General features: G+C 65.7%; 13 protein-coding genes and 1 pseudogene. All 14 read left to right on the top strand.

The genetic code is table 11. The annotated features are described in order from the left end of the window. Positions 1-54: 54 nt before the first annotated feature. Positions 55-211, top strand: a pseudogene (locus AC16HO_RS04995) (PhoH family protein); the annotation flags it as partial. Continuing rightward, positions 193-1047, top strand: coding sequence for a PhoH family protein (locus AC16HO_RS04990; RefSeq protein WP_395642160.1), 855 nt, complete (start codon positions 193-195; stop codon positions 1045-1047). The pseudogene AC16HO_RS04995 and the gene AC16HO_RS04990, both read left to right, overlap by 19 nt. Then, positions 1044-1508 carry an rRNA maturation RNase YbeY gene (ybeY, locus tag AC16HO_RS04985; RefSeq protein WP_395641883.1) on the top strand — a complete coding sequence of 155 codons (465 nt, stop codon included), beginning with the start codon at positions 1044-1046 and terminating at the stop codon, positions 1506-1508. The genes AC16HO_RS04990 and ybeY overlap by 4 nt, the downstream gene beginning before the upstream one ends. Before the next feature lie 82 nt (positions 1509-1590). Further along, positions 1591-2439, top strand: a complete 849-nt coding sequence (locus AC16HO_RS04980; RefSeq protein WP_395641882.1) for a CorC family transporter — start codon at positions 1591-1593, stop codon at positions 2437-2439. Beyond that, entirely contained in the window at positions 2432-3706 is a 1275-nt protein-coding gene (locus tag AC16HO_RS04975; RefSeq protein WP_395641881.1) for a lipoprotein N-acyltransferase Lnb domain-containing protein, read from the top strand. The genes AC16HO_RS04980 and AC16HO_RS04975 overlap by 8 nt, the downstream gene beginning before the upstream one ends. A gap of 150 nt (positions 3707-3856) precedes the next feature. Next, positions 3857-4825, top strand: coding sequence for a magnesium/cobalt transporter CorA (gene corA, locus AC16HO_RS04970; RefSeq protein WP_395642159.1), 969 nt, complete (start codon positions 3857-3859; stop codon positions 4823-4825). Between the two features lie 353 nt (positions 4826-5178). Continuing rightward, entirely contained in the window at positions 5179-7236 is a 2058-nt protein-coding gene (locus tag AC16HO_RS04965) for a carbon starvation CstA family protein (protein ID WP_395641880.1), read from the top strand. 66 nt (positions 7237-7302) lie between these two features. Beyond that, on the top strand, positions 7303-7506 hold the full coding sequence (locus AC16HO_RS04960; protein ID WP_395641879.1) for a YbdD/YjiX family protein: 204 nt from the start codon (positions 7303-7305) through the stop codon (positions 7504-7506). An 88-nt stretch (positions 7507-7594) separates the two neighbouring features. Beyond that, the gene (gene lpxO / locus AC16HO_RS04955; RefSeq protein WP_395641878.1) at positions 7595-8494 is read left to right on the top strand and encodes a lipid A hydroxylase LpxO; all 900 of its coding nucleotides are present in this window, start codon (positions 7595-7597) and stop codon (positions 8492-8494) included. A gap of 16 nt (positions 8495-8510) precedes the next feature. Continuing rightward, positions 8511-9119, top strand: a complete 609-nt coding sequence (locus tag AC16HO_RS04950) for a DsbA family oxidoreductase (RefSeq protein WP_395641877.1) — start codon at positions 8511-8513, stop codon at positions 9117-9119. A 13-nt stretch (positions 9120-9132) separates the two neighbouring features. Further along, on the top strand, positions 9133-9612 hold the full coding sequence (locus AC16HO_RS04945) for a cupin domain-containing protein (protein ID WP_395641876.1): 480 nt from the start codon (positions 9133-9135) through the stop codon (positions 9610-9612). A 124-nt stretch (positions 9613-9736) separates the two neighbouring features. Beyond that, positions 9737-10468, top strand: a complete 732-nt coding sequence (locus tag AC16HO_RS04940; RefSeq protein WP_395641875.1) for a glycosyltransferase family 2 protein — start codon at positions 9737-9739, stop codon at positions 10466-10468. Beyond that, positions 10465-10902, top strand: a complete 438-nt coding sequence (locus AC16HO_RS04935) for a DUF2304 domain-containing protein (RefSeq protein ID WP_395641874.1) — start codon at positions 10465-10467, stop codon at positions 10900-10902. Before AC16HO_RS04940 ends, AC16HO_RS04935 begins: the two co-directional genes overlap by 4 nt. Positions 10903-10929: 27 nt before the next feature. Continuing rightward, the gene (locus tag AC16HO_RS04930; RefSeq protein ID WP_395641873.1) at positions 10930-12156 is read left to right on the top strand and encodes a glycosyltransferase; all 1227 of its coding nucleotides are present in this window, start codon (positions 10930-10932) and stop codon (positions 12154-12156) included. Positions 12157-12967: the final 811 nt, after the last annotated feature.

Raw genomic sequence — 12967 nt, 5'->3', positions numbered from 1 at the left:
GCGTCGCTGCCGCCACTGGCCAACCCGGGCCCCGCGCGCTACGCTCGCGCACCTATGACGAAACCCATCCATCGCGATTTCGCGCTCGCACCGAACAACGGCGAACGCATGGCCAATCTTGCTGGCCCCTTCGATGCGCACCTGCGCCAGATCGAACTGCGCTGCGGCGTCGAGATCGCCCACCGCGGCAACGTGTTCCGCGTCAGCGGCGAGGCGGCGAAAGTCGAACTCGCGGAGCGCGTGCTGCGCGATCTGTTCGAAGCGACCGCGAGCGACACGCTGGACGGGGCGCAAGTGTCGTTGCGCCTGTCCGAGTCCGGCATCGAGGCGCTCGCCGACAAGGGCTTCGAGGCGCAGGAAGTCGCGATCAAGGTCAAGCGCGGCAGCGTGCGCGGACGCGGCGCGAACCAGCTGAAATACCTGCACGCCATCACCCGCCACGACATCAACTTCGGCATTGGCCCGGCCGGCACCGGCAAGACGTATCTGGCCGTGGCGATGGCGGTCGATGCGCTCAACGACTCGCGCGTGCAGCGCCTCGTGCTCGTGCGCCCCGCGGTCGAGGCCGGCGAGAAGCTCGGCTTCCTGCCGGGCGACCTGACACAGAAGGTCGATCCGTACCTGCGCCCGCTGTACGACGCGTTGTTCGAGATGCTCGGCGTCGATCGGGTGACCAAGCTGATCGAGCGCAACGTGATCGAAATCGCGCCACTGGCCTACATGCGTGGACGCACCTTGAACGACTCGTTCGTGATTCTCGACGAGGCGCAGAATACGACGGTCGAACAGATGAAGATGTTTCTGACCCGCATCGGCTTCGGCTCGGTCGCGGTCGTCACCGGCGACCTGACCCAGATCGACCTGCCCAAGCAGGTGAAGAGCGGCCTGCGCGACGCGATCGAGGTTTTGGCCAAGGTCGAAGGCATCAGCATGACCTTCTTCGAGGCCCGCGACGTGGTGCGCCATCCACTCGTGCAGCGCATCGTGCGCGCGTACGAATCACGCGAATCAGGCGCTCACGAGCCATCGACGAAGGTGGACGCGTGAGCACGCGCCTCGATCTTTGCGTGTTCGTGCGCAACGACTTCGGACGGCGCGGCGTGCCGACGTCGCGTTCATTCGAGACCTGGGCGCATGCCGCCCTCGCCGGCCGGTGCCGCGGTCGGATCGAGGTCAACATCGCCCTGCTCGACATCGAAGCCGCGCGCGAATGCAACCTGCGCTATCGCGGCAAGGACTACGCGACCAATGTGCTGAGCTTTGCGTACGAGTCCGCGCCACACGAGAAGTCCAGGCTGCTCGGCGAGCTTATCCTGTGCCCGCCGGTCGTCGCGCGCGAGGCTGCCGAGCAAGGCAAGGCGGTGCGCGACCACTACGCGCACCTGACCATCCACGGCATGCTCCACCTGCTCGGCTACGACCACGAGAAAGACAGGGACGCCCGCAAGATGGAGGCGCTGGAGTGCCGCATACTGGCCGGATTCGATATTGCCGATCCATATAACTGACTGAATCACAAGACTTTATTGTTCCGCAAGCGATTCCCCGGTATACTGCACGGCCGCCCGGATGGGCTTTGCCTCGACGTAGATGAACGACGATCCTCCGAATTCGGCCCCGCCGCGATCCTGGTTGGACCGGATCAGCCAGTTGGTATCTGGCGAACCGCGCAACATCGAAGAATTGCTCGAGGAGCTGCGCCACGCGCAGGCGAACGGCCTGCTTTCCAATGACACTCTGTCGATGGTCGAAGGCGCCATCGAAGTGGCCGATCAGCAGGTCGGCGACGTGATGGTTCCGCGCGCACAAATGGTCGTCCTGCCGGTCGATGCGCCTTTCGACGAGATCCTGCGCCGCGTGGTCGACTCGGGTCATTCGCGCTTTCCCGTGCACGGCGAAGACGCCGATGAGATCGTCGGCATCCTGCTCGCCAAGGACCTGCTCCGCAGCTTCGCCGGCAGCGAGGTTCCGAGCAACATCCGCGCGTTGCTGCGCCCGGTGGCGATGATTCCCGAGTCGAAGCGGCTCGACATCCTGCTCAAGGAGTTCCGCCTCTCGCGCAACCACATGGCGATCGTGATGGACGAATACGGCGGCGTCGCCGGCCTGATCACGATCGAAGACGTGCTCGAGGAAATCGTCGGCGAGATCGACGACGAGCACGACGAGGAGGACCCGGCACGCAAGAAACTGATCCAGGCCCAGCCCGATGGCCGTTACCTGGTCAATGCGTTGACCCCGATCGCGGATTTCAACGAACGCCTCGGCAGCCAGTTCTCCGACGACGAATTCGACACGATCGGCGGCATGGTCACGAGCGAGTTCGGCCACCTGCCCGAAACCGGCGAGGAAGTCGACCTCGGCGGCTTCCATTTCCACGTCACCCGCGCCGACGATCGCCGCGTACTGCAGTTCGCGGTGCGACCCGCCGATGTCTGATCACGCCGGCGCACTGCCCCGCGCTTGGCAACGCGTTCTCGCAGCGTTGTGTTGCTGCTGCCTGCTGATCCCGGCGGCGCACGCACAAATCAGCGCAGCCGATGCAGCGCAGCCTGGCGCCAATCTCACCGTCGCCCTGGTATCCTTCGGCCCCGGCAAGGAAGTATGGGAGCGCTTCGGCCACAACGCGATCGAGATACGCGACGGCAGCACCGGCGTTGCACGCCTGTACAACTACGGCATGTTCGATTTCGCGCAGGAGAATTTTTTCGTCAACTTCGCGCGCGGCCGCATGATGTATCGCATCGCGGTCGGCGACCCGGCCGATGAATACCCGATCTATGTCGACGAAGGTCGCTGGATCGTGCGCCAGCAACTGAACCTCTCGCCGATCCAGCGCGCCAGGCTGGCCGAATACCTCGAAGTCAACGCACGCCCGGAGAACGCGCAGTACCGTTACGACTACTTCCGCTCGAACTGCTCGACCAAGGTGCGCGATGCCATCGACGGCGCACTCGGCGGCGCGATCAAGGCGCAACTCATCTCGCCATCGCGCGGTTTCAGCTACCGCATGGACGCCGATCGCCTGATGCGTCCCGATACGGCGCTGATGCTGGCCATCGACGCCGGTCTGGGTCCCTACGCCGACCAGCGCCTGTCGTACTGGGACGAGAGCTTCGTGCCGATGGAATTCATGCGCCACGCGCGCGAGATCACGCTGCGCGACGCCAATGGCCAGACGATTCCGCTCGTCGCCAACGAAACCGTGATCAACAAAGGGCATTTGCCCGATCCGCAGGAATTCCCGCCGCGCTGGACCTGGGGCGCGCTCGCGACCGGCATGCTTGCAGCGCTGATCCTGCTTGGCCTCGCGCGCGCGCGCGAGCGCGCGGCGGCGCGTATCGCGTTCGCGGCGAGCGCGAGCCTGATCGCCCTCGTCTGCGGCATCGGCGGCCTCATTCTTGTCGGCCTGTGGGCCTTCACCGAACACGTCTCCGCTTGGCGCAACGAAAATACCTTGCTGCTGAACCCGCTGTGCTTTCTTCTGCTGCCAGCATGGCTCGGCGCGTTCCGCCGGCGCTGGCAACCTTCACGCTTTGCGCAACGTGTTGCATGGGCAATCGCGTTCTGCGCCATCCTCGCCTGGTTCGTGAAAATCCTGCCCGGCTTCGTCCAGGACAACTGGTTCTGGATCGCGTTGCTGCTGCCCATCCACCTCGCCCTGGCCTTGGTCCTCGCACAAATCGCTGCGCACCGGTATTCGTAGACGCGCGCCGCGCGATTGCTGCCGTGACCGCACTTCCTGCATGATGCGCCGGTCAACGGCCATGGCGATAGAATGATGGACATGCAAGTCCAATCCGGCGCTCAAGCCAACGCCCCCGCAACCGCGCCGCCGGACGCAGCGGCGACGCCGATGCTGGTCAACTGCATCGCCTACGGCAAGGACGGGCGCAAACTGCGCGACGTCGCGCTCGACGATATCAGCAACGTACTGCAGTACGCCGACCAGTTCATCTGGGTCGGCCTGCACGAACCCGACGAGGCGCTGCTCGGCAAGCTGCAGGAGGAGTTCGGCCTGCACGACCTCGCGATCGAGGACGCGCACCGCGCGCACCAGCGACCGAAGATCGAGATCTACGACGACGTTCTGTTCGTCGTCCTGCACACCGCGCAGGTCGTGACCGGCAAGATCGAGTTCGGCGAGACGCACATCTTCCTCGGCAGGAACTTCCTGCTCACGGTCCGCCATGGCGCCTCGCTGTCCTATGCCGCGCCGCGCAAGGCCTGCGAGCAAACGCCGGAACTCATGACGCTGGGGCCGAGTTACGCGATGTACGCCGTGCTCGACTTCATCGTCGACAACTTCATGCCGATCGTGTCGACGTTCAAGGAAGAACTGCACGAGCTCGAAAAGGAAATTTTCGAGGACACGTTCAAGCGCGAAGTGATCGAGCGCCTGTATCTGCTCAAGCGCGAACTCGTCACCCTGCGCCTGGCGGTGTCGCCGATGCAGGACATCCTCAATCAGCTTTCGCGATTCCACGGCCGCCAGGTCGACGACGAGGTGCGCCCGTACCTGCGCGACGTCTACGACCACGCCACGCGCATCAGCGATGCGACCAACACGATGGGCGAGTTGCTGACCGCGGCGATGAACGTCAACCTCGCGATGGTCAGCGTCGCCCAGAACGAAGTGGTCAAGCGCCTTGCCGGCTGGGCCGGTCTGCTCGCCGCACCGACGCTGATCGCGAGCTGGTACGGCATGAACTTCCACAACATGCCCGAGCTTTCCAGCGATCACGGCTACTACGTGTTGATCGGCGCCACGGTGGCGATCTGCGTCGGTCTGTACGTCGTACTCAAGCGCGCGAAGTGGCTGTAGGCACATTCGCGCAACGTGCGCGCAGGGTGGCGCCGCGAACTACCCGCGAGTCCGGGCCACCTCGTCGCCCGGCCTTCCGGCTGTGCCTTGAGCCACACATTCAGACTCGATTTCGGCCCGGGCCAGGCGGCGGTGAACGCCGCCATCGTCAACATCGGCAGGAACGGCACGGTCGTCCTGTTCCGCTCGGGCGGGGAACACGCATCTGATCACCGACGAAACCGGCGGGTCCGCACTGGATCGGCAATCCGGCGAGGCGAGCGGCGCACGGGCATTTGGCCGAAAGCTCGTCTTGACGGCACCCCGACCGCACACGACACTCGCGCGGACATGAATTATCGGCGAGAGGGGCTATGAACGGCATTGTCGGCAAGCTGGTCTGGGGCGCAGTCGCGGTTGCCGGTGCAATGTGTCTGGGCGTCGTCGCGTTGAGCCGCGGCGAGTCGGTCAACGCCATCTGGCTGGTCGCCGCCGCGCTCGCGGTGTTCGCCATCGCCTACCGCTTCTATTCGAAGTTCATCGCCGACAAGGTGCTCGGTCTGGATCCCACGCGCGCCACGCCCGCGCGCCTGCGCAACGACGGCCTCGACTACGTGCCGACCGACAAGTGGATCGTCTACGGTCACCACTTCGCCGCGATCGCCGGCGCCGGCCCGCTGGTCGGCCCGGTGCTCGCCGCGCAGATGGGCTATCTGCCGGGCACGCTGTGGATTCTCGCCGGCGTCGTCCTCGCCGGCGCGGTGCAGGACTTCATGGTCCTCGGGCTGTCGGTGCGCCGCGACGCACGTTCGCTCGGCCACATGCTGCGCGCCGAACTCGGCAACGCCGCCGGCGTGACCTGCATGATCGGCGTGCTCGTGCTGATGATGATCGTGCTCGCCGTACTCGCGCTGGTCGTGGTCAAGGCGCTCGCGATCAGCCCGTGGGGCACGTTCACCGTGGCCTGCACGATTCCGATCGCGATCTTCATGGGCATCTATCTGCGCTTCCTGCGCCCCGGCCGCGTGCTGGAAGTGTCGATCATCGGCCTCGTGCTGCTGCTCGTCTCGATCTGGCTCGGCGGCGTGGTCGCGGCCGACCCGGCGTGGGCGCCCTGCTTCACCTTCAGCGCAAAACAACTCGCCTGGCTCGTGATCGGCTACGGCTTCTTCGCCTCGGTGCTGCCGGTGTGGCTGCTGCTCGCGCCGCGCGACTACCTCTCCACCTTCCTCAAGGTCGGCACGATCGCGCTGCTGGCGATCGCGATCTTGCTCTCGGCTCCGTACCTGCAGATGCCGGCGGTGACGAAATTCATCGACGGCACCGGTCCGGTGTTCCAGGGCAACCTGTTTCCGTTCCTGTTCATCACGATCGCCTGCGGCGCGGTCTCGGGCTGGCACTCGATCATCTCCTCGGGCACGACGCCGAAGCTGCTGTCGAACGAAGCCGAGGCGCGCATGGTCGGCTACGGCGGCATGCTGACCGAAGCCGCGGTCGCGATCATGGCGATCATCGCCGCGAGCGCACTGCATCCCGGCGTCTACTTCGCGATGAACTCGCCCAGTGCATTGATAGGCAGCGATGTCGCGAGCGCAGCGTCGGCGATCAGCCAGTGGGGCTTCATCGTCACCCCCGAGCAGCTCACGCAGACGGCGAAGGACATCGGCGAATCGACCATCCTCTCGCGCGCCGGCGGCGCGCCGACGCTCGCGGTCGGCATGGCGCAACTGCTGCACGGAATCATGCCCAGCGAAGGCATGATGGCGTTCTGGTACCACTACGCGATCCTGTTCGAGGCGCTGTTCATCCTGACCACCGTCGATGCCGGCACGCGCGTCGGCCGTTTCATGATCCAGGAACTCGTCGGCCTCGCCGTGCCGGCGCTGAAGAGGACCGAATCCTGGGGCGCGAACATCGTCACCACGATCTTCTGCGTCGCGATCTGGGGTTATTTCCTCTACGCGGGTGCGACCGATCCGCTCGGCGGCATCAACACGCTGTGGCCGCTGTTCGGCATCGCCAACCAGATGCTCGCGGCGATCGCGCTGACCCTGTGCCTGGTCGTCGTGGTGAAGAAGAAACTATCGCGCTACGCCTGGGTGCCCGGCCTGCCGGCCGCATGGCTGGTGATCTGCACGCTGAGCGCGGGTTGGGTCAAGCTGTTCGACGCGAAGATCAGCTTCCCCGCCGCTGCGGCCAAGTATTCGCAGGGCATCGCGGACGGCAAACTGATTGCGCCGGCGAAAACCGCGGCCGAAATGCAGCAGATCGTCACCAACAACACCATCGATGCGGTGTTGACCGGACTGTTCATGGCGCTCGTCGTCGCCACCGTCGCGTTCGGCGCGCGCGCGATCCTCAAGGCAAACGCCGCCGCGCAGCCGACCGTGAACGAGGAGCCCTACATCGCCCTCGCCTCGCTGTCGCGCTGAATTCATTGGTGCGCTCAATCCTGATTGCGAAGATAAAAGGCGGCCATCCATGATCACACTGCTCGAATGAACGGGAACGAGGTTTTGCAACAATTCTGGCGCCGCGCCGTGCAGACGGCGCGCCTCGCGATCGGCGTGCCCGATTACGACACCTACGTGCGGCACCTGCGCCGCAACCACCCCGAGCGCGCGATCCCGAGCTACGAGGAATTCTTCCACCAGCGTCAGGAGGCGCGCTACAAGAACGGCGGCACGCGCGGCTGCTGCTGAGCCGCGCACTGTCGTCGCCGCATGGTTGCAATTCGCCCGCGCAGACCGCATTGTCTGGCGCCTGATTCGATTTACCGCCCCCGTCTGCATGAAGTGGTTCCTGCTCGCCCTGTTCATCGTGCCCGCGATCTACGTGCATTTCCGCGGCCGCGTGCGCTACAACCCGTTCCGCCAGCTCGGCGATCATTCGACGATCTTCGCGCCACTGAACCTGTTCATGTACGCGTTTTCGCGCGTACGCGCGAACCCGTACCTGCCGCCATCCGAACTGGCGGGCGTGGACAAGCTGCGCGCGCACTGGCGGGAAATCCGCGACGAGGCGCTCGCGCTGCGCGCAGCGCACGAGATCAAAGCGTCGAACCAGTACAACGACGTCGGCTTCAACTCGTTTTTCCGCTTCGGCTGGAAGCGCTTCTACTTGAAGTGGTACGACGACGCGCATCCCTCGGCGCTGAAGCTGTGCCCGCTGACCACGCAGTTGCTCAAGCAACTGCCGCAGGTCAAGGCGGCGATGTTCGCCGAGTTGCCGTCCGGCGCGCGCCTGATGAAGCACCGCGACCCGTACGCGGGCTCGCTGCGCTATCACCTCGGCCTGGTCACGCCGAACGACGACGGCTGCTGGATCGACGTCGACGGCCAGCGCTACAGCTGGCGCGACGGCGAGGATGTGGTCTTCGACGAGACCTACATCCATCACGCCAAGAACGAGACGCAGACCGACCGCATCATCCTGTTCTGCGACGTCGAACGTCCGATGAGGTATCGCTGGGCGCAGTCGGTCAACGACTGGTTCGGCCGCCACCTCGTGCGCGCGGCGAGTTCGCCGAACGAGGCGGGTGACGCCACCGGCGGGCTCAACCGCGTGTTCAAGTACTTCTACGCGGTGCGCCTCAAGGGCAAGGCGCTCAAGGAAAGCAACAAGCGCCTGTACTACGCGATCAAGTGGTCGATCGGCGTTGCCGTGCTCGCGCTGATCATCTGGTTGTAGCGTCGGGATCGTGATCATGTCCGCCGTTCCGCTGCGCGTCGACATCTGGTCGGACTTCGTTTGCCCGTTCTGCTTCATCGGCGCGCTGCGCCTGGAGCAGCTCGCCGCGCAACGTGCGCTGGCCCTGCACTGGCATGCATTCCAGTTGCGCCCGGCCGGCGCACCGCCGATGGACGCGGCCAAGCGTGAGTGGATCGGCGAACATACACCCCGGCTCGCCGCGCAAATGCGCGAGGAATTCGGCCTCGACATCAAGCGCGGCCCGCTCGACATTGATACGCGCGCCGCGCACCGCCTGTTCGCCGCGTCGCTGGAAGCCGGCAAAGGCGTACAACTGCACGATGCGCTGTTTCGCGCCTACTGGCTGCAAGGCGAGGACATTTCCGATCCGAACGTACTTGCCGCGATCGCCGCAAAGAACGGTTTCGACGGCACCACCGCGATTTCCGGCCACGACCAGGCGAGTGAGCGATCCGTCGCCGCCGACCTGGCGCAGGCCGCACAGTACGGTTTCCAGGGCGTTCCCGCGCTGGTTTTCGGGAGGAAGTATTATGTCAGCGGCGCGCAGCCGCTCGCCGTGTTCGCGCAGGCCGCGGAGCAAGCCGCGTCCGAACAGGACGCGTGACGCGGCGACGGCAATGCACTCGCGCGCCACCGAATTGATCGACACGCTGCGCCTCGCGCCCCACCCGGAAGGCGGCCGCTATCGCCGTGCATACACTTCCACTTCGCAACTCTTGCACAACGGCACGATGCGGTCGGCGACGACCGCGATCCACTATCTGCTCTGCGCCGGCGAGGTCAGCCGCTGGCATCGTATCGATGCCGACGAAGTCTGGCAGCACCATGAGGGCGATGCGCTCGAATTGATGCTGTTCGATGCGGCGACCGGAAAACTCGACCTCCACCGCCTCGGCCGCAGCGACGACCGACAGCACCCGCTGGTCGGTGTGCCGGCCGGCATCTGGCAGGCCGCACGCCCGCTCGGTGACTACGCGCTGGTCGGTTGCAGCGTCGCACCTGGCTTCGACTTCACCGGCTTCCGGCTGCTCGACGCCGACGCGGCGGCGCTGGACGCCCTGGCGCAAGCCGCGCCGGACGCACTCCGGTATCGCTGACAAGCCATGCCAACCCGCGCGGTGCAGGTATGGCGGCGTTCGCGGGCAACAAGCCCACGCTGTTGACAGTCCGGCGCATGCCCCCGGATAATGCCTTGATTTTCAAGCAATAAGGACCCGCGCCTTGAACAAGTCCCGCCGGCCCGTGCTTGTCGTGATCCCAGCCTACAACGAAGCGGCTACCGTCGCCGAGGTCGTGCGCGACGTGATTGCGAATGCGGTTTGCGATGTCGTCGTGGTCAATGACGCGAGTTCCGACGATACCGCCGCGCAGGCGCGCCGCGCCGGGGCGGCGGTGATCGATCTGCCGCTGAACCTCGGCGCCTGGGGCGCGACGCAGACCGGCATGCGTTACGCCCAGCGCAATCGCTACGATGCAGTTGTCACATTCGACGCCGACGGCCAGCATCATGCCGAGTCGTTGCCGACGCTGCTTGCTGCGCTCGAGGCCGGCAACGCCGATGTCGTCATCGGTACGTACGCACAGCGTCTGTCGACTGCCAAACGCATTGCCTGGTGGTACTTCCGCATGTTGACCGGTTTGCCGGTCCAGGACTTCACCTCGGGACTGCGCGCCTACAGTCGGCGTGCGGCACGCACGCTCGCCTCGCGCGAGGCAAGCCTGCTCGACTATCAGGACATGGGAGTGTTGATGCTGCTCTACCAGAAGGGATTCCTTTTGCGCGAGCTGGAAACGCCGATGTCGCCGCGCAAGGCGGGCATGTCGCGCGTGTTCGCCTCGTGGTCTGTCGTCGCGCGCTACATGCTGCACACGACCGTGCTCTGCTTCGCGCGCCTGGACGTGCGCGGGCGCATCCGCCAGCGCATCGCGGTGCGTTCCGAGACCGCGGCATGACCGTCGTCCTCGTCTCCGCCTTGCTCGGCATCGCGCTCGCCGGCGCGATCCTCTATCTCGTGCGCCGCGACCACCTCCACGGCAGCTACGCGCTGTGGTGGCTCGTCGTCGCCGCTGCGACCCTGGGCATCGGCATGTTCCCGCATGTCGTCGACTGGCTCGGCGAAATAGTCGGCATTGCCTATCCACCGATACTTGCGATCATCCTCGGCATGGGCCTGATCCTGATCCGCATGCTGTTGATGGACGTCGACCGCTCGCGGCAGGAACGCACCTTGCGCCGCCTGACCCAGCGCCTGGCCATTCTCGACCAGGAACTGAGCGATACGCGCGCCAAACTGGCCGTGCAGGATTCCGCGAGTGCGGCCGAGGCGCCTTCCACGCGCAAGAGCGCCCAGGTCATCGCGCTGCCGAAGTCCGGCGGCGAAAATTGACGCGACGCGATGGCGTAGATCCCGATCGTGCGCGTACTCCATATCGGCAAGTTCTACCCACCGCACATGGGCGGCATCGAACGCTACAGCGCCGACCTGTGCGCCGCCCAGGCCGCGCGCGGGGTCGAAGTCGCGATATTGGCGCATGCCTCGCCCGGACAAGGCATGACGCGGCGATTCAACAACGCCGGCGTCCAGGTGCACCTCGCCGCCTGTCATGGGCAGCTGCTGTATGCGCCGGTCAGCCCCTCGTTCCCGTTCCTGCTAGCGCGCCTGTTGCACGAATTCTCGCCCGACCTGCTGCATCTGCATGTGCCGAACACCTCGGCGTTCTGGCCACTGCTCGTGCCTGCGGCACGACGCCTGCCCTGGCTCGTGCATTGGCATGCCGACGTGCCGCTCGACATCCGTCGCCCGGCGGTGCGCGCGGCATACGCGCTCTATCGTCCGTTCGAGCAGGCCGTGCTGCGTCACGCAGGGGTCATCGCCGCAACCTCGAGGCCGTATCTCGATTCCAGTGCCGCGCTTTCGCCCTGGCTTGCCAGGACCCATGTCGTGCCACTAGGCGTCGGCCCGCTCGAAAAAGTGGAGAGCGCGTCAACCGGCGTTTCCTCTTCCGCAGTCCACTGGCCGGGCGACGGATTGCGCGTGCTCGCGGTCGGCAGGCTGAGTTACTACAAGGGCTTCGATGTGCTCTTGCGCGCCATCGCGCTGGCACCGGAAACGAGTCTGCTGCTGATCGGCAGCGGCGAATGCGACGCCAGCCTGCGCGCGCTTGCGCGCGAGCTGCGCATCGAGGATCGTGTGTGCTTTGCCGGCAGTATCGACGACACCGGGCTCGCCGACGCATACTCGCGCGCGCAGCTGTTCTGTTTGCCTTCGGTCGAGCGCACCGAGGCGTTCGGCGTCGTCCTGCTCGAGGCAATGCGCGCGCGCCTGCCGGTGATCGCGACGAAGATCGCCGGCTCCGGCGTCGGCCATGTCGTGGCGGACGGGGTCACCGGCACGTTGATTGCTCCAGGCAACGTCGCCGCATTGGCGAGCGCGATACGCAGGTTCGCCGACGACGCCGGCATGCGCCGGCGATTCGGAGACGCCGGCTATGCGCGCTGGCAGGCGGAGTTCACCCTGGATCGAAGCGCGGAGCAGATGCTCGGACTGTATCGTTTGTTGGTCCCGGCCAGCATGCATCGCGCAGCAGCAGCGCCAGCAGCGTCACCCACGCCGGCGCGAGTTGAAGAACGAGACGGTTGATCGCGGTATAGCTCTGCGCCCAGACCGAGGCGTCGGTGAAGAAGAACAGGACCAGCAGCGATGCCGAACAGACGCCCAGCAGCAGCGCCGGCAGGCGCAGCCAATCGTGCGCAACCAGTTCGCGCCAGCGCCACGCCAGCACGGCCGGGGCCAGCCACCAGAGCAGATTCCAGTTCGGCTGCGCGAACAGGGTTTCGACCGTGCTCGTCAAAGCGCCTGACCGCCACTGCAGCTTGAGGAGCAGCGCCAGCGGCCCGATCGCGGGTATGGCGGCACTGCCGTCCGCAGTCTGCACGCCCGCGTGCAGACACAAAAAGCGCAGACCGCCCAAGGGAAACAGCGCCACGAACAACACCGCCGCGCTCGTCCCGAGCCAGCTTTGCCAACGCCGCGGCAACGTGCCGAAACCGATCGCGCCGAGCAGGCACGTAGCCCAAATCCAGCCTTCCATCTTCAGCCAAGGCAGCACCACCGCGCAGATCAGCGCGGTGCATAGTTGGCCTCTGTCCCGCCAGCGCAACCATCGCACCCATGACAGCACGGAAAAACCGAAAGCCGCGGCGACCCAGAGATCGGCGTAACCCGCCAAAGCAGCATGCACCGTCAGCAACGGCAGCGATCCGAGCGCATAGATGCAGAGCAACGCGCGCGTCCGGTCGAGGCCAAGCGCACGCCACTGCCCATAGTGGCCCAGCAACAGCGCGACCCACAATCCCAGCCACGGCAGGTTGATCAGTGGCTCTACCCATCCGTCCGCGGCACTGGCGAACCAGACTTCGATCCACGCCAACGCATTCGGGTAGTGCCACGC

This window comes from Rudaea sp., assembly GCF_057139185.1.
Note: the sequence above shows the minus strand (reverse complement) of the source record. Positions and strands in the feature narration are given on the sequence as shown.